The organism is Thermoleophilum album, assembly GCF_900108055.1.
GTDB classification, from domain to species: domain Bacteria; phylum Actinomycetota; class Thermoleophilia; order Solirubrobacterales; family Thermoleophilaceae; genus Thermoleophilum; species Thermoleophilum album.
Map to the genome: position 1 here is coordinate 591,759 of NZ_FNWJ01000002.1, position 20,623 is coordinate 612,381.

At 69.2% G+C, this 20,623-nt stretch carries 19 protein-coding genes; 2 read left to right on the forward strand and 17 right to left on the reverse strand.

Annotated features, from left to right (window positions below; all coding sequences use genetic code 11):
- Positions 1-18: 18 nt before the first annotated feature.
- Both BLW41_RS08925 and dnaE read right to left on the reverse strand, forming a co-directional pair.
- The gene (locus BLW41_RS08925; RefSeq protein ID WP_093118304.1) at positions 19-417 is read right to left on the reverse strand and encodes a hypothetical protein; all 399 of its coding nucleotides are present in this window, start codon (positions 415-417) and stop codon (positions 19-21) included.
- A gap of 47 nt (positions 418-464) precedes the next feature.
- A complete protein-coding gene (dnaE, locus tag BLW41_RS08930; RefSeq protein WP_093118306.1) occupies positions 465-4,055 on the reverse strand; it encodes a DNA polymerase III subunit alpha in 3,591 nt (1,196 codons plus the stop codon).
- A gap of 39 nt (positions 4,056-4,094) precedes the next feature.
- On the opposite strand from dnaE, the gene BLW41_RS08935 reads away from it, so the two are divergent.
- Positions 4,095-4,463 carry an SPW repeat domain-containing protein gene (locus tag BLW41_RS08935; RefSeq protein ID WP_093118308.1) on the forward strand — a complete coding sequence of 123 codons (369 nt, stop codon included), beginning with the start codon at positions 4,095-4,097 and terminating at the stop codon, positions 4,461-4,463.
- Here BLW41_RS08935 and BLW41_RS10990 read toward each other — a convergent pair.
- From BLW41_RS10990 to BLW41_RS09000, 14 genes are all read right to left on the reverse strand, one after another.
- Complete coding sequence (locus tag BLW41_RS10990) at positions 4,454-4,627, reverse strand: hypothetical protein (protein ID WP_177169442.1); 174 nt, start codon at positions 4,625-4,627, stop codon at positions 4,454-4,456. The two genes, BLW41_RS08935 and BLW41_RS10990, sit on opposite strands and share 10 nt — an antisense overlap.
- Positions 4,624-5,937 (reverse strand): argininosuccinate synthase, encoded by a 1,314-nt coding sequence (locus tag BLW41_RS08940; RefSeq protein ID WP_093118310.1) that lies wholly within the window; start codon positions 5,935-5,937, stop codon positions 4,624-4,626. Before BLW41_RS08940 ends, BLW41_RS10990 begins: the two co-directional genes overlap by 4 nt.
- Before the next feature lie 79 nt (positions 5,938-6,016).
- Positions 6,017-7,207, reverse strand: a complete 1,191-nt coding sequence (locus BLW41_RS08945) for an aspartate aminotransferase family protein (RefSeq protein WP_218138358.1) — start codon at positions 7,205-7,207, stop codon at positions 6,017-6,019.
- A gap of 19 nt (positions 7,208-7,226) precedes the next feature.
- A complete protein-coding gene (gene argB / locus BLW41_RS08950) occupies positions 7,227-8,114 on the reverse strand; it encodes an acetylglutamate kinase (protein WP_342741421.1) in 888 nt (295 codons plus the stop codon).
- Positions 8,115-8,139: 25 nt separating this feature from the next.
- The gene (argJ, locus tag BLW41_RS08955) at positions 8,140-9,411 is read right to left on the reverse strand and encodes a bifunctional glutamate N-acetyltransferase/amino-acid acetyltransferase ArgJ (RefSeq protein WP_093118314.1); all 1,272 of its coding nucleotides are present in this window, start codon (positions 9,409-9,411) and stop codon (positions 8,140-8,142) included.
- A 2-nt stretch (positions 9,412-9,413) separates the two neighbouring features.
- Positions 9,414-10,400 carry an N-acetyl-gamma-glutamyl-phosphate reductase gene (argC, locus tag BLW41_RS08960; RefSeq protein WP_218138359.1) on the reverse strand — a complete coding sequence of 329 codons (987 nt, stop codon included), beginning with the start codon at positions 10,398-10,400 and terminating at the stop codon, positions 9,414-9,416.
- Positions 10,393-12,882: a phenylalanine--tRNA ligase subunit beta gene (gene pheT, locus BLW41_RS08965; RefSeq protein WP_093118318.1), complete on the reverse strand. Its 2,490-nt coding sequence runs from the start codon at positions 12,880-12,882 to the stop codon at positions 10,393-10,395. Before pheT ends, argC begins: the two co-directional genes overlap by 8 nt.
- 51 nt (positions 12,883-12,933) lie before the next feature.
- The gene (gene pheS / locus BLW41_RS08970; protein ID WP_093118320.1) at positions 12,934-13,989 is read right to left on the reverse strand and encodes a phenylalanine--tRNA ligase subunit alpha; all 1,056 of its coding nucleotides are present in this window, start codon (positions 13,987-13,989) and stop codon (positions 12,934-12,936) included.
- Between the two features lie 60 nt (positions 13,990-14,049).
- Positions 14,050-14,727: a TrmH family RNA methyltransferase gene (locus BLW41_RS08975; RefSeq protein WP_093118322.1), complete on the reverse strand. Its 678-nt coding sequence runs from the start codon at positions 14,725-14,727 to the stop codon at positions 14,050-14,052.
- 37 nt (positions 14,728-14,764) lie between these two features.
- Entirely contained in the window at positions 14,765-15,121 is a 357-nt protein-coding gene (gene rplT, locus BLW41_RS08980) for a 50S ribosomal protein L20 (protein WP_093118324.1), read from the reverse strand.
- Between the two features lie 15 nt (positions 15,122-15,136).
- Positions 15,137-15,337 (reverse strand): 50S ribosomal protein L35, encoded by a 201-nt coding sequence (gene rpmI / locus BLW41_RS08985; protein ID WP_093118326.1) that lies wholly within the window; start codon positions 15,335-15,337, stop codon positions 15,137-15,139.
- Positions 15,338-15,350: 13 nt separating this feature from the next.
- A complete protein-coding gene (infC, locus tag BLW41_RS08990) occupies positions 15,351-15,920 on the reverse strand; it encodes a translation initiation factor IF-3 (RefSeq protein ID WP_093118328.1) in 570 nt (189 codons plus the stop codon).
- A gap of 139 nt (positions 15,921-16,059) precedes the next feature.
- Positions 16,060-18,006 (reverse strand): threonine--tRNA ligase, encoded by a 1,947-nt coding sequence (gene thrS, locus BLW41_RS08995; protein WP_093118330.1) that lies wholly within the window; start codon positions 18,004-18,006, stop codon positions 16,060-16,062.
- A 10-nt stretch (positions 18,007-18,016) separates the two neighbouring features.
- Positions 18,017-18,760, reverse strand: coding sequence for an MBL fold metallo-hydrolase (locus tag BLW41_RS09000; protein ID WP_093118975.1), 744 nt, complete (start codon positions 18,758-18,760; stop codon positions 18,017-18,019).
- On the opposite strand from BLW41_RS09000, the gene BLW41_RS09005 reads away from it, so the two are divergent.
- Complete coding sequence (locus BLW41_RS09005) at positions 18,737-19,927, forward strand: aminotransferase class V-fold PLP-dependent enzyme (RefSeq protein ID WP_093118332.1); 1,191 nt, start codon at positions 18,737-18,739, stop codon at positions 19,925-19,927. The genes BLW41_RS09000 and BLW41_RS09005 overlap by 24 nt on opposite strands.
- On the opposite strand, the gene BLW41_RS09010 is transcribed toward BLW41_RS09005, so the two are convergent.
- Entirely contained in the window at positions 19,913-20,542 is a 630-nt protein-coding gene (locus tag BLW41_RS09010; protein WP_093118334.1) for a DUF47 domain-containing protein, read from the reverse strand. The two genes, BLW41_RS09005 and BLW41_RS09010, sit on opposite strands and share 15 nt — an antisense overlap.
- Positions 20,543-20,623 lie beyond the last annotated feature (81 nt).

The window sequence follows — 20,623 nt, forward strand, 5'->3', positions numbered from 1 at the left end:
CTGACGGCGGGCGCTCCGTCAGCGGTCGAGCCCGTCGCGCAGATCGAAGGCGCCGTCGCCGGGCAGCGGGTCTGGTTCCTGCCAGAAGTCAGGGTTGACGCATTCGAACGCCGGGCCGCTGCCGTAGTAAGCGCGCTCGACGCCGGTGCGGCACAGCGGCAACGGATGAGCGGCAAGACGCATTCCCCCGAAACCTTGGCGGGTGCGCTGTGCCTGCTCGAACAGCTCGACGTCGATCTCCCCGCGGAAGACCTTATGCAGGCACCCCATGTAGCGCCGCCCGCTGGCCTCGTCGTCGTAGAAGTAGAGAAACGGGCACTGGGCCTCGACGCAGCCAGCGGGGTACACGAGCCGGTCGCAGAACGCGCAGCACTGACGGCACTCGCGGACGCTCTCGATCCCGGATGGGGCTCGCACGCAGCGAGTCTACCCCGCCCCTTGTCGCGCGACCGCCGGCGCTGGCGTTAGCCACGCACCGCGCGGAGACCACCGAGGCTCGCTACCTCGGCGCGGAAGGCACCGTCGCCCGAGACTCGCCAGGACTCCCCCAGCGCCAGCCGTCGCTCGCCGACGCGCACCACCACGGGTCGCTCGCCAGGGTGATGCGCGAGCACCTCGCGCAGCTCCTCGACCAGCGTGGTTGGGACCTCGGAGGCGAGCTCGAGCTCGATCGGTGCGTAGCGCGCCCGGCCGTTACCGCGCTGCACCCCCTTAGCGGCCGCCGCGGCACCGTTGGTCGTGCGTGTCGTGACCGGCGTCGAGCGATCGCCACCCTCCCCGCCGCTCGCGGCGAGCGCGGCCGCCGCTCGTTCGATCTCCTCGGGCGTGGGCTCGAAGGCGCGCACTTCCTGGGCTATCAGCTTGGTCTCCGACTGTTCCTTGTGGTCTACGCGGCCGCGGATCAGCAGCACGCGGTCTGGCTCCACGAGCGTCGCCGCCTGCTCGTAGCACGCACCCATCACGAGCACCTCGACTTGGCCCTCGAGATCGTCGAGGGTCGCGAAGACCATCGGGTCGCCGTTTTTCGTGCGGATGCGCTTGCGTTCGGTGACCATCCCGCCGATCGTGAGGACCTCGCCGTCGCGGCGGTCGGCCAACTCCGCCAGCGAACAGTCACAGGCCGCGCGCAGCGCTGGTCGTAGCTCCTTAAGGGGATGACTCGAGAGGAACAGGCCGAGCGTCTCCTTCTCCCAGGCGTTGATCTGCTCACGCTGGTCGGGCAGCGGCGGCACCGGCGGATCCTCCTGCTCGTGCTGCGCAGCGGCGGTACCTGCGCCGTCGAGATCGAAGATCGACGCCTGACCCAGCTGCGCGTCCTGCTGGTGCTTCTGGCCGGCGGCCTGGGCCTGCGCGAGCACCGAAAGCATGCCGCTGCGCGTGGCACCAGTCGAGTCCAGCGCCCCACACTTGATGAGCGCCTCGATCGCCTTCTTGTTGACCGCGCGGTAGTCGACGCGCCGACAGAAGTCCCAGATCGAGCGGAACGGTCCGCCCTCTTCACGAGCTTTGAGAATCGCCGAGACCGCTTGCGAGCCGACGTTCTTGACGGCGTCCAGCCCGAAACGAATCTTCCCTGGACGCTCCGCACCCGGCGTGTGGATTACGCGGAAATCGTGGCCCGACTCGTTGACGTCGGGCGGCAGCACCTCGATCCCCATGTCCTCGCACTGCGCGACGAAGAACGGGACCTTGTCCTTGGTCTGCATGACCGAGGAGATCAGCGCCGCCATGTACTCCGCCGGATAGTTGGCCTTGAGCCACGCCGTGCGGTACGAAATCAGCGCGTAGCAAGCGGCGTGCGAGCGGTTGAAGGAGTAGTCGGCGGCCGCCTCGTTCGCCGCCCACAGCTCCTGGATCACGCGCTCGTCGGTGCCGGTGCGGCGTGCACCCTCGACGAAACGGTCCTTCAGCTGCGCCATCTTGTCGCGCAGCTTCTTGCCGATCGCCTTGCGCAGATCGTCGGCTTCGGCGCCGGAAAAGCCGGCGATCTCCTTGGCGATCTGCATCGACTGCTCCTGGTAGATGATCACGCCGTAGGTCGATTCGGTGATCGGCCGTAGCCGCTCGTCGAGGTACTCGACCGCCTGAGGGTTGCGCTTGTTGCGGGCGTAGGTGTCGATGTGGCGCATCGCCCCCGGCCGGTAAAGGGCGACGAGCGCGACGAGGTCGTTGAACTCCGTGGGACGCACCTTGCGCAGCGCCTCGCGCATGCCCTCCGATTCGAACTGGAAGACCCCGATCGAATCGCCGCGGGCGAGCATCTCGTAGGTCTTGCGATCGTCGAGGGGCAGCCTCGCCATGTCCGGCCGCTCACCCGTGGACTGCTCGATGATGTCGAGCGCCGACTCGATTACGTCGAGGTTGCGCAGCCCGAGGAAGTCCATCTTCAAGAGGCCGATCTCCTCGAGCGGCTTCATCGAGTACTGGGTGACGATCCGGTAGCGGCGCTCACCGTCGCCGCCGCGCGTGTCCTCCGCGAGCTGCAGCGGGACGATCTCGGTGAGCGGCCGGTCGGCGATCACCACTGCGGCGGCATGGATCGAGTTGTTGCGGACGATCCCTTCCAGGCCCTTGGCGGTGTCGATGATGCGACGCGCGTCCGGCTCGGTCTCGTAGACGCGGCGAAGATCGGGTTCCTCGGCGAGGTATTCATCGAAACTCTTGGTGCGCCCCATCACCGGCTCGGGGATCAGCTTCGCTAAGCGATCGCCGGTGGCGTAGTCGTAACCGAGCACTCGGGCCGCGTCGCGGGTGGCTGCCCGCGGCAGCATGCGGCCGAAGGTGATGATCTGGGCAACGCGGTCGCGACCGTACTTCTCGGCCACGTAGTCGATCACGCGTTCGCGGCCCTTGACCGAGAAGTCGATGTCGATGTCGGGCATCGAGACGCGCTCGGGATTGAGGAAGCGCTCGAACAGCAAGCCGTAGGCGAGCGGATCGACGTCGGTGATCTCCAGGCAGTAGGCGACGATCGAGCCGGCCGCCGAACCGCGACCAGGACCTACCGCGATGCCGTTCTGCTTGGCGAAGCGGACGAAGTCCCAGACGATCAGGAAGTACGCGCTGAAGCCCATCCGGTCGATCACCGCGAGCTCGTACTCGAGCCGCTCCCGCGCTTCGGCCGGTGGCGGCTCGCCGTAGCGCTTGCGCAGACCGGCCTCGGCGAGCTCCCGCAGGTACGCGCTCTCACTCTTGCCATCCGGGGTCGGGAAGCGCGGCAGCAGCATCTTCCCGAGCTCCAGCTCGACCTCGCAGCGCTCGGCGATCTCCAAGGTCGAGGCGATCGCTTCCGGCAGATCGGCGAACGCTCGCTCCATCTCCGAAGAGTCCTTCAAGTAGAACTCGTTGGTCTCGAAGCGCAGCTTCGGATTGGCCAGCGTGCTCTTGGTCTGCACGCACAGCAGCGCCTGGTGGTTGTCGTAGTCCTCGCGACGCAGGTAGTGGACGTCGGCGGTAGCGACCAGCGGTCGGCCGACCTCGCGCGCGATCCGGACGATTCCCTGGTTCGCCTTCTCCTGCGCGGCGATGCCGTTGCGCTGGATCTCGAAGTAGACGTTCTCGGGACCGAAGATCTGCAGCAGGTCGTCGACGTGAGCGCGCGCCTCGGCTGGGTTGTCGTCGACCAGCCGGCGGCAGAAGCGCGACTGCAAGCAGCCGGTAAGCACGATCACGCCCTTGCTGTGGCGCTCCAGAAGCGCAAGGTCGACGTTCGCCTTGCCGCGCTTGTAGCCCTCGAGGAAGCTGGCCGAGGAGAGCTTGACGAGGTTGCGGAACCCCTCGTCAGTGGCCGCCAACAGCGTCAGGTGATTGCGCTCGTAGCGCAGCGCCTTGCTGCGCACGTCGTCGACCAGGTACGCCTCGAGACCCAGGATCGGCTTGATGCCGTGCCGCTTGCACGCCTGATAGTGCTCGACCGCGCCGTTCAGTACGCCGTGGTCGGTGAGCCCGAGCGCCGGTTGCTCGAAGGCCGCCGCACGCTCCGCGAGCTGGTCGATCCGACAGGCGCCGTCGAGCAGCGAATACTCGGAGTGGACGTGCAGATGGACGCAGCTCACTGCGTCGGCGAGTGTACGACCGGTATAAGACGTCTAACGATGATGCGCCAGGGCCCGATTCCGCTGTTCGTGCACGGGTTGCTCGAGTACCTCGGTGGCATCGCCTTCCTCGCGGCGCCGATCGTCCTCGACTTCAAGGCGGGGGCGGCGATCGGGCTCTCGCTGGTGATCGGTGTCGCGATGCTGGTGATCGCAGCCGTCTCCGAGGGGCCGACCGGGCTCGTCTCTCAGCTACCGCGTTCCGCGCACCTGGTGCTCGACGTGCTGATCGCGATTGCAGCGATCGCGCTGCCGGTGCTCGCCGGCTTCTCCGACGAGCGCAACGCGACCGCCTTCTTCATGGTCGCCGGCGTGCTCTATCTGTTGATCGCGATCGGGACGCGTTTCCGTCCGCGCGCTCAGGGCTGAAGTGCCCGCCGCGCGGTGCGTGCGCCGGCAACGGCCAGCAGCGTCGCGGCGAGTGCAGCACCGAGCGCCAGGCGGTGGCGACCGAGCCAGCGACGAGCGAGCCGCCGCGCGATGCGCACGGTGATCCAGCCGACGAGCGCGTAGGCGTCGCGCCGCGCGTTCACCGCTTGACCTCCGGTTCCCGCCCCGCGCGCGCGGCTTCGCTGCGCAACCGGTGTGCCATCCGCGACTGCAGCGTAAACAGTTCGATGAAGCCGGGGGCTGCGTGCTGCGAGAAAAGGCCGCCGGACTCACCGAACGTCGCTAACGCGGGGTCATAGAGGGCGTTCGGCGAGCTGCGCGCAACCGGCCGCACCGAACCCTTGTAAAGCCGCACGGTGACGCTGCCGGTGACCTGCTCGTTGACCGAGTCCATGTACGCGTTGAGGTCAGCCAGCAGCGGCTCGTACCAGAGGCCCGCATAAACCAGCCACGACCACTGCTCCTCGAGTACCGGCTTCAAGCGATTCTGGAGACCGGTCGAGACGAGCTTCTCGAGCTCCCGGTGGGCACACAGGAGGATCGCCGCGGCCGGCACCTCGTAGAGATCGCGGACCTTCAAGCCCACCACCCGGTCCTCGATGTGGTCGACGATCCCCACACCGTGGCGGGCACCGATCTCGGTCGCGCGCTGCAGCAGCTCGACGAGACCCAGTCGCTCGCCGTCGAGCGCCACCGGGCAGCCGCGTTCGAACTCGACCACCAGATCCTGGGGTTCGTCGGGTGCCTTGCGCGGGTCCGTTACCAGCGTGATCGCGTCGTCCGGCGTCGGCTCAGTCAAGTCCTCGATGCGGCCGCCCTCCGACGAGCGGCCCCAGAGGTTGTCGTCGATCGAGTAGGGCGGCGCCTCGCTGCCGCCCTTCACCGGGATACCGTGCTCGCGCGCGTAACGGATCTCCTCCTCCCGGCCCATCTGCCAACTGCGCACGGGCGCCACGATCTTCAGGTCGGGCGCGAGCGCAAGTACCGTCGACTCGATGCGCACCTGGTCGTTGCCCTTGCCGGTGCACCCGTGTGCGATCGCGTCGCAGCCGTGCGCACGGGCCTGCTCGACAGCGATGCTCGCGATCAGCGGTCGGCCGAGCGCGGTGAACAGCGGATAGCCACCGCCGTACAGCGCATTGGCTTTGATCGCCGGCAGCACGTACTCGTAAGCGAAGCGCTCGCGAGCGTCGATCAGCAGCGCCTCAACGGCACCGAACTGCAGTGCCTTGCCGCGCACCACCTCGAAATCTTCGCCCGGTTGGCCCAGATCGACGGTAAGCGCGACGACCTCGGCCCCGTACTCCTCCTGGATCCACTTGAGCATCACGCTGGTGTCGAGGCCGCCCGAGTAGAGCAACAGCACGCGGCCGACCTCCCCCGGCGCGGCCTCGTAGCTCGCGCGCTGCACGACCCGTCGGTCGCCGTTACCGTCGCCGCTCACTCGGTTCATCGGCTCGGCAAGCTAACAGCCGAGCGCGCGCGGAGGCTCAGCCACCGCGCAGCCGGGCGAGCCGCGCGTGCGCGCAAGCTCAGCCACCGAGCAGCCGGGCGAGCCGTGCGAGCGCCTCGTCGAGCTGCTGCTCGCTGATCACGAGCGGCGGCACCAGGCGAACGGTGGTGGGACCGGTGGCGTTCAGCACCAGGCGCTGCTCGTACAGCGCCCTTTCGACCAAGGCCGGGGCGTCTTCGATCTCGAAGGCGAGCATCAGGCCGCGCCCCCGCACCGCGAGCCCGAGCGACGCGAGCCCTGCCCGCAAGCGCTCGCCGCGATCACGCACGCCCCGCAGGAAGGCGACGTCGTCGACGACGTCGAGCACGGCGTTCGCGACCGCGCAAGCCAGGGCGTTGCCACCGAAGGTCGAGCCGTGGTCGCCGGGCTGAAGGGCCTCGCGCAGCGCCGGCCGGGTGATGCAGGCGCCGATCGGGAAGCCCCCGCCGAGCCCCTTAGCGAGGCACAGCACGTCCGGTTCGACGGCGACCTCCTCGTGGTGGTAGGCGAACAGCGATCCGGTGCGGCCGATGCCGCATTGCACCTCGTCGAAGACGAGCAGCGCTCCTTGCTCGTCGCAGGCCGCGCGGGCTGCCGCGAGCACCTCGGACGCGATCGGATGGACGCCGGCCTCGCCCTGAACGGGCTCCACCAGGACCGCCGCGCAGCGCTCGTCAACGAGCGCGCGGAGGGCCTCCGGATCGTCGCGGGGAGCCACCCGCACACCCGGCACGAGCGGCGCGAACGGCTCTTGCTTGGCGGGTTGCGGAGTTACCGACAGGGCCCCGAAGGTACGACCGTGGAAGGCGCCCTCCAAAACCACGAAATCGCCGCCCGGGCGGGCGCGACGCGCGAGCTTAAGGGCACACTCGATCGCCTCCGCGCCGGAGTTGCAGAAGAAGACGCCGCCGCCCAGCGAGCGGCGCGCCAGGCGTTCGGCCAACCGCACCATTGGCTCTGTGTAAAAGAAGTTCGAGACGTGCCACAGGCGCTCTCCTTGAGCGCGCAGCGTCGCTACCAGCAGCGGGTGGGCGTGACCCAGCTGCGTGGTAGCGATGCCGGCGAGGAGGTCGATGTACTCGTTGCCGTCGGCGTCCCACAACAGGGCGCCCGCGCCGCGCACGAACTCGATGTCGAAGCGGCGGTAGGTCGGCAACAGCCACTCGGCACCCGCGGGCGCCCGCGCGGAGCGCTCCGAAGTTGACGTCTCGGGAGATCGCTGGCGGCTCACGAGCCTCCCTCCCGGCTGGTCATTGGGCCTCCCGACCGAGGGTGATCTTGGTACCGATGCCGGTGTCAGTGAACAGCTCCAACAGCAGCGAGTGCGCGACCCGGCCATCGATGATGTGGGCGCTCTCGACGCCGGCCTCGAGCGCACGTAGGCACGCTTCGAGCTTCGGGCGCATACCGCCGGAGACCGACGGTAGTCGCGCCCGCACCTCGGCGGCGGTCGCCTCGGAGATCGTTGAGTCCGGATCGTCGGGATCGGCCCGCCAGCCCTCGACGTCGGTGAGAAACACGAGCTTGTAGGCACCGAGCGCTGCCGCCACTGCCCCGGCGGCAGCGTCGGCGTTGATGTTGTAGGAGCGACCCTCGGCGTCGGAGCCGACCGACGCCACGACCGGGATGAAGTTCTCCGCGATGTCGTTCAGAACCTCGGTGTCGACGCGCTCGATCTCACCGACGAAGCCGATGTCGGCACCACCAGGACCGAGCTGCTTACGCACCCGAAACAGCAAGCCGTCGTCCCCGCACAGGCCCACCGCCGGCTGACCGTGCCGGTTGATGCGCAGGACGATGTCCTTGTTCTGCTTGCCGACGAGCACCATCTTCGCGATCTCCACCGTCTGCTCGTCGGACACCCGCAAACCCTCGACGAACCGCACCTCGAGACCGAGGCGCTCCATGTAGCGCGTGATGTCGGGACCGCCACCGTGAACGACGATCGGGTTCATCCCGACGTACTTGAGGAGCACGACGTCGCGCGCGAACTCCTCGCGCAGGTGTGCCTCGGTCATCGCCGCGCCGCCGTACTTGATAACCACCGTGCGTCCGTGGAACTGACGGATGTAGGGCAGTGCCTCAAGCAGCGTGGCGACGTCGCGCCCAGCTGCCGACCGTGCTCTCGACTCGCCTATGGCCTTCTACCTCCGCGCTTTCGCTCTAGGTCGTGTACTCGGCGTTGATCCGCACATACTCGTGGCCGAGGTCGCTGAAGAACAGCTCCGTCGCGCCGCCGCTGCCCGGGACCCGCAGCTCAAGCTCGACTTCGCGCTGTGCGAAGGCGCGCTCGAGGCTCTCCAGCAGGCGTCCGTCGAGCGGTACCGCGACGCCGGCACTGGCCGCCGGAATGCCCTCCACCTCGATGTCCACGAGACCAGGAGCTCGGCGTTCAGCGAGCGCTTGCCCCGCTGCCTGAAGGATCCGCCCGACGTTCGGGTCGGCGCCCGCGAGCGCGGTCTTCACGAGCGGCGACTCGGCGACCGCACGGGCGACCGGCTCGACTAGCTCCGGCGCACCTTGCACCACCACGCGGGCGACCCGCTCGGTCCCCTCACCGTCGGCGACGATCTCCAGCGCCAGCTGGCGGAAGAGCGCGTCGAGCGCCTCCCCGAGGCGCACCTCCGCTTCGCTCTCGAACGTCACTTCGACACCGCTCGCCCCACTGGCCAGCAGGAACACGCTGTCGCTGGTCGAGAGCTGACCATCGACCGAGATGCGCTCGAAGGAGCGCCGCACGCAGACGGTCGTGAGTAGTTCCAGCGACTGGGGTGCGACGCGCGCGTCGGTTTCGCAGAAGCAGAGCATCGTCGCGAAGCGGGGAGCGATCATGCCGGCCCCCTTCGCCTGGGCCGCGAGCCGCACGCGCCCTCCTGGCAGGTCGACCTCCAGACACGCCCGTTTCGGCCAGCGGTCGGTGGTCATGATCGACCGCGAAAAGGCGTCGGCATCGGCCGCGAGCGCCCCGCAAGCGCGCTCCACACCGGCCAGGAGCAGCTCCTGTGGGAGCGGCCGGCCGATCACGCCGGTGGCGGCGCACCCGACGCGGCTGGGCGCAACCCCTAAATGTTCGGCGAGCGCTCGCTGGGCTGCGCGAGCGGCGCGCAGCCCCTCATCGCCGAGCGCGACGTTGGCGTTCCCCGAGTTGACGACGATGCCACGCAGGCGGCCGCGATCGGCCTCGCGGCTCACCGTCACCGGCGCTCCGACCACCGCGTTGGCGCAGAAGCGCGCACTCGACACGGCGTCGTCGCGATCGCAGACCAGCACACCGACGTCGAGCTCTCCACCGGGCTTGATCCCCGCCGCGACGCCGGCACTGCGGAAGCCGGCAGGCAACGCCGTCGGCTCGAGCTCACGCACGTGATCGGGCCGTTCGACCCAACGTGAGCGGAAGAAGGTGGGCGATGCCTGCTCGGGGTTGGCCGCCGCCACCGCTAAGCGAGCCCGCTCGTCTCGGGCAGCCCGAGCATCAGGTTGAGGCACTGAACGGCTTGCCCTGCCGCACCCTTCCAGAGATTGTCGATCGCGCCGAAGGCGATTACCCGCCCGTGCGCGTCGGTGGTGGCGTAGACCCGGCAGCGGTTGGTCTCGTGTACGTCGCGTGTGCCGGGTGCCGACCGGGCAAGCTCGACGAACGGCTCGGCCGCGTAGCTGCGCTGGTAGAGAGCGCTCAGCTCCTCCGCCGAGATCGGCTCCGCGAGCTCCGCGTAGCAGCTCGCGATCAGCCCCTGGTCGACGGGAACGAGGTGCGGTACGAAGGTGATCGCAAGCTGCGGGCCGAGCTGCTCTTCGAGTTCCGCGCTGTGTCGATGTCCCTCCACCTTGTAGGGCTTCACGTTCTCGGCAACGGCGACGAAGTGCGTCGCGGCGGTCGGCTCGCGACCGGCGCCGGAGACCCCCGACTTGGCGTCCACGAACACGCTCCGTAGCCGCTCGCGCAGCGGCCAAAGGGCAAGCAAGGTGGCGGTCGGATAGCAACCGGGCGCTGCGACCAGCCGCGCACCTCTGATCTCCTCGCGGTAGACCTCCGGCAGGCCGTAGACCGCTTCTTCGATCAGCTCCGGATGGGGGTGCTCGCCGTACCACCGGCGGTAGCGGTCGAGCTCGAGACGGAAGTCAGCGGAGAGGTCGACCACCTTCAGCCCGCGCTCGATGAGCGCGGCGACCACCGCTGCCGAGGCGCCGTGCGGCAACGCCACGAGCGCGACGTCGGCACGCTCGGCGACACCGTCGGGGTCGAACGCCACGAGCTCGGCCGACACGCCGTAGCGGGGGTAGAGATCATCCAAGCGACGTCCGACGTCACTGCGCGCGCAGGCGACGGTGAGCTCGAGCGTCGGGTGGCGCTCGACGATCGCGCAACACAGCGCGCCGGCGAAGCCGCTGGCGCCGACCACCGCGCAGCGCACCGGCTCAGCCACGGATGCGCCCTCCAAGCGCCTCCAGCCGCGCCACCGCCCGCGCGCGCACCGAGGCGGCGTCCTCGTCGGTCAAGGTGCGGTCGGGGGCGCGCAGCACGATGCGCATCGCGACCGACTTGTGCCCCTCCGGTATCTGCGCGCCCCGGAAGACGTCGAAGACGCGCACCTCCTCGACCAACTCGCCGCCGGCCTCGCGCAGCGCGTCGAGGAGCTGGGCGGCCGGCACCGACTCCGGCACGACCACCGCCAGATCCTCGACCACCGCCGGAAAGCTCGGTAGCGGGCGGAATCGCGGCTGGCGTTGCGCCGCGAGCTGCGCGAGCGCGTCGAGGTCGAGCTCCAGGCAACCGACCGTCGGTTGCCGGGCGGCGGCGGTGCCGAGCTCGAGGTCGCGGACCAACTGGGGGTGCAGCTCGCCCACCAAGCCGAGGGTCTCGCCGTCGGCGACGACCTGCGCTGCACGGCCGGGGTGCAGGAAGGAGTACTCGCCGACCACGAACGTCGCCTCAACCCCCGCTGCCGCGAGCAGCGCTTCGGCCAACGCCTTGATCGCGAAGAAATCGGCCGAGCGGGCCGCGGTCCGCCAACCGCGCGGGCCGAGTTCGCTAGCCACCACGCCGACGTGCAGTCGCTCCCGTGCCGGCTCGGCGCCGTTTGGCGCTCCAGCGATCGTCCGCAGCGGTCCGCTGAAGACCCGCGCGACTTCGAACAGCGCAACATCCGGACGCCCGCGCGCGGCGTTGCGCTGCAGTGACTCCAGCAGCCCCGGCAGCAGGAGCGGCCGCAGCACGCTCTGTTCTTCGCTCAGCGGGTTGTGTAGAGCGATCGCGTGGTCGTCGAGCCCGAGCCTCGCCAGCAGCCGCGGCGCGACGAAACTGAAGTTGATCGCCTCCAACAGTCCGCGGTCGCGCAGAAGATCCTCGAGTCTCCGCCGCAGCCGCTGGGCGGCGCTCAGGCGACCGACCGCTGCCCGCCGCGCCGGCAAGGTCGTCGGCAGCTTGTCGAGCCCGTGGATGCGCGCGACCTCTTCGACCAGGTCGACCTCGCGCTGGACGTCGCCGTCGCGCCACCATGGCACCTCGACAAGGAGCGACGGCTCCGCGCTATCGGCAGGGCCCGCGGCGGGCGCCGGGTCGGCGGGCGCTGCGCCGACAAAACCGAGCCGCGCGAGGATCTCCCGCGCCCTCTCGGGGGCGATCTCCTCGCCCAGCAGGCGGCGTAACCGGCGGTGGCGGAAGCGCACGCGCCGAGGCTCGGCGGGCTGCGGATAGCGGTCGAGCGTACCGGGCCGCAGCCGCGCCCCGCAGATCTCCACCAACAGCTTGGAGGCGGCACGCAGAGCGATTTCTGCGAGCGTCGGATGAAGCTGCTTCTCGAAGCGATTGCTGGCCTCGGTGCGCAGACCCAGGCGCGCTTCGCTGCGCAGGATGTCGGAGCCAATCCAGGTCGCCGACTCGAGCAGCACACGACGGGTGTCGGCACGCACCTCGGTCCGTTCACCGCCCATGATCCCCGCGATCGCGGCCGGGCCCGCAGCGTCACAAACGAGCGTCGTGCCTTCCGGCAAAAAGCGCTCTTGGCCGTCGAGCGTGACGATCCGCTCCCCGCCGGCACGGGCCGGCCGCACCTCGATCCGGCGCTCGGCCAGCCGTTCCAGGTCGAACGCGTGCAGCGGCTGTGCGAGCAGCAGCATTAGGTAGTTGGTGATGTCGACGACGTTCGCGATCGGCCGCATCCCGCAGGCGAGCAGCCGCTGCTTGAGCCACAGGGGCGAGGGGGCGACCGTGACGTCCTCGAAAACGCGCGCCGCGAAGCGCAGGCAGGCAGCGTCGGGGGCCAGTTCGACGGCGGCTGCCTCCGCCACGTCGGTGAGCTGCTGGTCGGGTTCGGCATCCCAGGTGAGCACCGAGTCATCGAGCGGGGCGCCGAACAGAGCGTGCAGTTCGCGCGCGACGCCGAGCACGCCGAGACAGTCCGGTCGGTTGGGAGAGACCTCGAGCTCGAGTACCTCGTCGCGCAGCGGAACGACCTCCTGGAGCGGCTGACCAGGTCGCAAACCGTCGCTGGCATCGAGCTCCACGATGCCGCTGTGGTCGTCCCCGAGGCCGAGCTCGTCCTCGGCCAAGATCATGCCCTCGGAGCGGACACCGCGTAGTTCCGCGGCGCGCAGTTCCCGACCGTCCGCCAGCCGCGCGCCCGGTAGTGCAACCGGCACGAGCAACCCGTCGCGGACGTTGGGGGCACCGCAAACGATCGTTCGCCGCTCGACACCGACGTCGACCACGCACACGCGCAGGCGATCGGCGTTGGGATGCGGCTCCACACGCTCCACGCGACCGACCACGTAGTTGTCAGTCGATTCGAGGCCGAAGCGATCGATGCGCGCGACCTCGAGTCCGGCCAGCGACAAGCGCTCGGCGATCTCCTCGGCCGTGACGCCGGGATCGCAGAGCGAGCGCAGCCACGACAACGGAACCCTCATCGCGAAACCTCGCCCCCAGCACTCGTCTCAGGGACCGGCGCAGGACTCATCTCAGGCTCCGAACTGCTCCAGGAAGCGCGCGTCGTTGTCGAACAGGAGGCGCAGGTCCGGCACGCCGTAGCGCAGCATCGCGATGCGGTCGATCCCGAGCCCGAAGGCGAACCCCTGCACACGCTCGGGGTCGTAGCCGCGGTCGCGCACGAACTCGAAAACGTTGGGGTCGACCATCCCGGCACCCAGGATCTCGATCCAGCCGGAGCCCTTGCAGATCCGGCAGGGCGAGCCGTCGCGGGTACACGCGAAACAGGAAACGTCAACCTCCACACTCGGCTCGGTGAACGGGAAGTAGCCGGCGCGCAGCCGAATCTCCCGGTCAGGGCCGAAGACCGCGCGCGCGAACTCCAGCAGCACACCCTGGAGGTCGGCGAGCGTGATGTCCTCGTCGACCGCCAAACCCTCGAGCTGATGGAACATCGGCGTGTGCGTGGCGTCGGAATCGCGGCGGTAGACGCGCCCCGGCACGACGACGTAAAGGGGCGGCCCCTCCGCCTCCATCGCCCGGATCTGCATCGGCGAGGTGTGAGTGCGCAGAACGACCTCGCCGTCGAGGTAGAAGGTGTCCATCGTCGTCCGCGCCGGATGACCGGGCGGAATGTTGAGGGCCGTGAAGTTGTAATAGTCGTACTCGACCTCCGGGCCCTCGAGCACCTTGAAGCCGAGGCCGAGGAAGACGTCCTCGAGCAGGCGTCGCGTCTCGCTGACGATGTGCAGACGGCCGAGCGGCTGCGGTGGATCGCCGGGGAGGGTCACGTCAACCCGGTCGGCGGATAGGCGTTGCTCGAGTTCACGCCGCTCGAGCTCGCCGCCGCGTTCGTCGAGCAGAGCCTCGAGCTCTCGGCGCGCAGCGTTCGCCTGCTTGCCGACCTCCGCGCGGCGTTCGGGGGGCAGCGAGCCGATCGAGCGCAAAAGCTGCGAGAGCTCGGACTTGCGGCCCAAGTAGCGGACGCGCAGGTCCTCCAACTCGGCAAGGCTCGCGGCGGCCCGAATCGCCCGCTTGGCCTCCTCGACCAAGCGAGCCGGATCAAACCGCTCCGCTACCTCTGCCATGTCCAGGATCCTATTTGGCCATGCGCGCGGCCAAGCAAAGTGCGGCCCCGGCCGGGGCAGTCAACGGGGAGATCTGCGCTGCGCCTCATAAAGCGCGACGGTCGCGGCCATCGCGACGTTCAGCGAGTCGCCCTTAACGGGGATTCGCGCGACCGCGTCGGCCTGCTCGCGGAGCGCTCGCGACACGCCGCTGCGCTCGGCCCCCACGCAGATCGTCAGCGGCGGTGTGAGGTCACATTCCCAGATCGGCAGATCGCCGTGTGCGTCGAGCACAACCAAGCGACCTTCTGGTGGCCCCTCCACGCATGCTGGCGGCGCGGAGAACAGCGCGCCCATCGATGCCCTCACCGCCTTCGGCGCGAACGGGTCTGCGCACCCTGGGCCAAGCAGCACGACGCCCCCGAACGCGTGCGCGGAGCGAATGCATGCGCCAACGTTTCCCGGATCCCTAACGCCGTCGAGGTAGAGGCGCGTGGGCGCGCTGTCGGGCTCGCCCCAGCGGCGTCGGAAGACGGCCAGCACGCGCGTGCCCGAGCCGAGCGCGCTGACTTCGGCGAGCAGCGTCGGCTCGACGTCGACGCCGGCGCGCAACAGGTGAAGCAGCTCCCAACCGGCTTCGCAGCCGGCCTCCACGAGGTCCTCGCCCTCGGCAACGAAGGCGTCGCAACGTTCGCGCCAGCGCCGGTCCCTGAGCTTGCGTACCAGCTTCAGCGTCGGGTTGGCGCGCGACGTGATCACGCGCGCGCGAGGCTAACGCCGCCTTCGCACAGCTAGATCAGGCGCCCGCCGCCGCGCGCGCACGCTCGGCGAGGTGACGGAAGGCTTCGGGATCGCGCACCGCGATGTCGGCTAGGACTTTCCGATCGAGCTCGATACCAGCGCCCTTCAAGCCGTGCATGAAGATGCTGTAACTGAGGCCGTGCTGGCGCGCCGCGGCATTGATGCGGACGATCCACAGGCGCCGGAAGTCGCGCTTGCGATTGCGCCGATCCCGATAGGCGTAGCGATCGGCCTTGAGCAGCGCCTCCTTGGCGCGCTTGTAGCTGCTCTTGGCCTGGCCGCGATAGCCCTTGGCTCGCTCGAGCGCCGCACGGCGCTTCTTGCGCGCGTGAACCGATCGCTTCACCCGCATAACGCCACCGACCCCTCAGATACCGAGCAGCCGCTTGACGGTGCGGCGGTCCTGCGGACTGACCACCAAAGCCTTGGCGAGCCGCCGCTTGCGGCGCGGGCGCTTCTTGCCGAGGTTGTGACTCGTCATCGCGTGCCGACCGACGAGCTTGCCCGACCCGGTCTTGCGGAAGCGCTTCTTGGCGCCGGAATGGGTCTTGATCTTGACCTTCGGCATCGCAACCGGCCATTCAAGCAGACTTCGCGCGATCCTTGCGCTTGAGCGGGGCCAGCAGCATCGTCATGTTGCGCCCGTCCTGGGCCGGCTGCTGCTCGACGACCCCGAGGTCGGCGACGTCTTCCGCGAGCTTGCGCAGCAGCGCCTCGCCGCGCTCGGGGTGGGTCTGCTCGCGACCCCGGAACATGATCGTCACCTTCACCCGATCGTCCCGCTCGAGGAAGCGGCGAACGTGCCCCATCTTCGTTTCGTAGTCACGTTGCGCGATCTTCGGGCGCAGCTTGATTTCGCGCACGTGCACCTGCTTTTGATGCCGCCGCGCGGCCTTGCGCTTCTGCTCCTGCTCGTAGCGGTACTTCGAGTAGTCGAGGACTCGCACCACCGGCGGGCGCGCCTGGGGCGCGACCTCGACTAAGTCGAGCGAGCGCTCGCGCGCGTAGCGCAGGGCTTGATCGGTCGGGACGATCCCGACCTGCTGGCCGCGCTCGTCGATGAGCCGCACCTGCGGCACGCGAATCCGCTCGTTGATGCGCGTCTCGTCGCGCTCGGGCGGGCGCCGATCGAACTTCTTTGGGACCGGCACTAGGCGATCTGCACGTCGAAGCGTTCGCTCAACTCAGGTCCACCGGCTCGAGGAGGGCACGGGCACGTCTCACAGGCGAAGGACGTGCGTGTCGCGAGGAGTGCCCTGCATCGGTGCGCGCGAGTATAACGGCGCCTCGTCACTCCCGCGCCCTCTCGGCGTAGGCACGTGCGCGCTCCGCGACGAAAGCTTCCAGCGGCACGCGCCCGACGTCCCCGCGCCCGCGCCGACGCACCGCAACCGTACGCTCTCGCTCCTCGGCATCGCCGACGACGAGCATGTAGGGCACCTTCTGCAGCTCGGCGGCCCGGATCTTGCGGCCGACCGATTCGCTGCGCTCGTCGACCTCTGCCCGCAGCCCCTCTGCACGTAGTCGCTCTGCGACCGTGCGGGCATACGCGAGATGCCGATCGGCGACCGGTAGCACCGCCACTTGCAAAGGTGCCAGCCAAAACGGGAAGTCCCCCCCGTAGTGCTCGATCAGTATGCCGATGAAGCGCTCGAATGAACCCATGAGGGCGCGGTGGATCATCACCGGGCGGTGCTCGGCGTTGTCGTCCCCCACGTAGGTCAGCGCGAACCGCTCGGGCATTTGGTAGTCGAGCTGGATTGTCCCGAGCTGCCAGCCTCGACCGAGCGCATCGGTCATGTGGAGATCGATCTTGGGACCGTAGAAGGTCCCCTCGCCCGGATCGATTCGGTAGTCGAGGCCCCGCGCCTCGAGCGCCGAGCGCAGGGCACCCTCGGCGCGGTCCCACAACTCGTCGCTGCCGATGCGCTGCGGCGGTCTCGTCGAGAGGTGGGCACGCGGTTCGAAGCCGAACAGCTGGTAAAGGTCGAAGGCGAACTCCAGACAGGCGAGCACCTCGTCGCGGACCTGCTCCTCCCGGCAGAAGATGTGCGCATCGTCCTGCGTGATGTGACGCACCCGCAGGAGACCGTGGAGCGTCCCGCTCGGCTCGTGGCGGTGAACGAGCCCCTGTTCGGCGAACCTCAGTGGCAGGTCACGGTAGGAGCGGCGCTCGCGCCGGTAGATCTGGATGTGGGCGGGGCAGTTCATCGGCTTCAGCCCCATCGGCCTGCCCTCCACCTCGGTGAAGTACATGTTGTCGCGGAACTTCTGCCAATGCCCCGACTGCTTCCAAAGTTCGCGGTCGTAGAGGATCGGGGTGCGCACCTCCAGGTAGCCGCGGCGACTGTTCTCCTCGCGCCATAGGCGGGTCAACTCGTTCCAAACGGCGGTTCCGCGCGGCAACCAGAAGGGCGAGCCGGGCGACAGCTCGGAGAGCATGAAGAGGCCGAGCTCGCGGCCCAGACGGCGATGGTCGCGGGCCTTCGCCAGCTCGATGCGCGCGAGGTGCTGCTCGAGGTCGCGCTTGCGAAAGAAGGCCGTGCCGTAGATGCGCGTGAGCTGCTTCCGGCTGGGATCTCCGCGCCAGTAAGCGCCTGCGACGGAGGTCAGCTTGAAGGCACCGATCCTGCCCGTGGATGGGCCGTGTGGACCGCGGCAGAGGTCGAGGAACGGCCCGTTGCGGTACAGCGAGACCGTCTCGACGCCTTGCTCCCGCACGAGATCGTCGATCAATTCGACCTTGTACTGCTGCCCCGCGCGCTCGAACAGCTCGCGCGCCTCGGCCGCCGGCATTTCGATCCGCTCGAACGGTTCGTCGGCCGCCACGTGCTCGCGCATCCGCTCTTCGATGCGCGGCAGATCGTCGACTGTGACGGTGACGCCGGGCGGGAACTCGAAGTCGTAGTAGAAGCCGTCCTCGATCGGCGGACCGATCGCGACCTTCGTGCCGGGCCACAGCTCGAGCACCGACTCGGCGAGCACGTGCGCGGCATCGTGGCGGATCAGCCACAGCGGCCCCAGGGTGTCCTCCGCACTGCGCTCGGTGAGGATCTCGATGCGATCCCCGTCACGCAAGGGCAGCGCCAGGTCTTGGACGAAGCGCTGCCCGTCGCGCTCGATGCGCACCGCTAGCGCCGCCCGCGCCAGTCCCGCACCGATCGCAGCGGCGGCGTCGGCACCGGTCGCGCCCTCTGCGAGCGCTAGCGCAGTGCCGTCCGGCAAGTACACGGTCATGGCGCGTCAGCTAGTCGTCGAGCTCGACGATGCTGCCGGGGACGATCTCGTCGCGCCGCTCGCGGCCAAGCCGCACCCAGGCCTTGCGGCCTCCGTCGTAATCGCGCGCGAGAACCACGAGCTCGGCCTCCTCGCCAGCGACCCGGCAGCGGCGACCATCGGGCTGTTCGCGGCCCAACCAGACCCGTACGAACGGGTTCGCCGCGAGCTCCTCGCGCACCGTGGTGGGATCGCTGTGTCCCGGGTAGAGCCGGGTGTCTGGCGGCAGGGTGAGCAACACGTCGACGACCGAGCGCCGCAGATCTTCGTAACCGCTTGCGCCCGGCGCACGAACGCCGCCGACCGAACCCTTGAACAGCGTGTCGCCGGTGAAGGCGACCCCGTCGACCACGAACGCCAGCATCCCGTCGGTGTGCCCGGGCGTGTGCAGGGCGACCACTGGAATCCCGTCGAACTCGTGGCGCCCGGGCTCGAGCGCCTCTACGCCACGATCGATCCGCGCGGCCTCCCGCGGATGCGCGTAGGCCGCCTCAAAGTCGAGCGCTTCGCGCAGCTCGTCGAGCGCCGCGACGTGATCGTGGTGGTGGTGAGTCAACAGCGCCGCCACCACCCGCAAGCCGTGGCGCTCACGCGCCCGCACCAGCGGTGCGACCGGCCCGCCCGCGTCGATCAGCAGCGCCGGGCCGTTGGGCTGCGGGGCCACTAGGTAAGTGCAGGAGAGCCAGTCGGGATGGAGGGCACGCTCGACGATCACGCGCCCGTAGTATCACCGTTCGTGCCGGCGAGCCGTCAGTCGGTCACTGCGAGCGGCGCGCTGCGCGCCCGTTTCCCGGTTTTCGAGCGCGGGATCGCCTACCTCAACGCCGGAACCAACGGACCGGTTCCCGCCAACGCTGCTCGTGCCGCAAGCGCCGCGGTCGAGCGCCAGAGCTGCGACGGTCGCTCGGGGAGCGCATTCTTCGAGGAGCTCGTTGAACGACCCGCGCAGGCGCTGCGCGCGGCCGCCGCGCGCTGGCTCGGCTGCGAGCCGGGCGAGGTCGCGCTGACCCGCTCGACGACGGATGGCATCAACGTCGCCTTGGCTGCCTTCCCGTTGGGCCGCGGCGACGAGGTCCTCACCTCCGACCAGGAGCACCCAGGTCTGCTCGCGCCCCTTTTGCAGCGCGCCCGCGACCGCGGCTTCTCGGTGCGAACGGCGCCCCTGCGCGAGCTGCCTAACGCGGTCGGCCCCCGCACTCGTCTGATCGCTTGCTCGCACGTCTCCTGGGTGAGCGGGCAGATGGCCCCGCTGGCGGCGCTCGCCGATCTCGGTGTGCCGACGCTCTTCGATGGCGCGCAGGCACTCGGGGCGCTAGCGGTCGACGTGCGGGGGTGCGGCTGCACGTTCTACGCGGCGCCGGCTCAAAAGTGGTTGTGCGGCCCCAACGGCATCGGTTTCCTCTACGTCCGCGGCGACCTCGGGGAGACGCTCGCTCCGCCCTGGCCGGGCTACCAGTCGCTTGCCAATCCCCACGATCCGAGCGCGCTCCAGTGGCATTCGGGGGCGCGCCGGTTCGACACCCTCGAGCCCGTCCCCCACGATCTGGCTTGGGCGCTGGCGGCGCTCGAGGAGCTCGAAGCAGAGGGCCGATCGCGGGTGCTGAGCGCTGGACCGGCGCTGGCCGAGCAGGCCGCGCGGTCGTTGCGCGAAGAAGGCCTCGAGGTCGTGCCCCGTGGCCCGTCGACGCTCGTGTCGGTGCGGCTCGGCGAAGACGCTGCGCAGGTGGTCCAGGCGCTCGCCGCACAGCGTGTGATCGTGCGCGACGTGCCTGGCTGGGGACTGCTCCGCGCCTCGTTCGGAGCCTGGAACGATGAATCTGACCTTGCCCGCCTGCTTGAAGGTTTGCGCCGTTGGCGGCGCCGCGGTTCAGCTGCGCTTTAGAGCGATTCCGTCGAGCGTGTTGGCCACACGCTCGGTTGCGTCGATCGCCGCCTCGAGCCGCTCGAAGAGGTCCTTCCAGCGGATAACCACCATCGGGTCGATGCCGCCCTCGAAGAGCGAAGCGAGGGCCTCGCGGGTGACCCGATCGCCGTCGTTCTCGAGACGGTTGATCTCGACCGTTTCGTGCGAATAGTCGGCACCGGTGCGGAGCTTTGGTAGCGCCTTCTCGATCTCGCGGCAAGCGTCGAGCAGGATCCGCGCTAGCTGTTGCGCCTGTTCCATTGGCGCCTCGATCTTGTAGAGCCCGAGGAAGTCGGCGACTTCCTCGACGTAGTCGACGACATCGTCGAGCGCGGCTGCCAACTCGTGGACGTCGTGCCGCTCGAGCGCTTCTGGCGGGTGCTGGTTGACGTGCTGGTAGACGCCGTGTGTCAGACGGTCGCCCTCCTGCTCGCAGATCAGGATGTCGCGGGCAAGGTCAGCGCGGTCCGGATAGTTGCTGAGCAGCTCGTCGAGGAGCGATGCGGCGCGGCGGACGTTCGCCGCCGCTGCTTCGAGCAGATCGAACAGCTCGCTATCGCGGGGGCGGTGAGCGGAACGCTTGAGGATCGGCATCGGTCGGCTTTTCGCTCGCGGGCAGCGACGCTAGCAGAGCTCTCGGCGGCCGCTCGACTGCTGCTTCACGAGCAGGGCCGC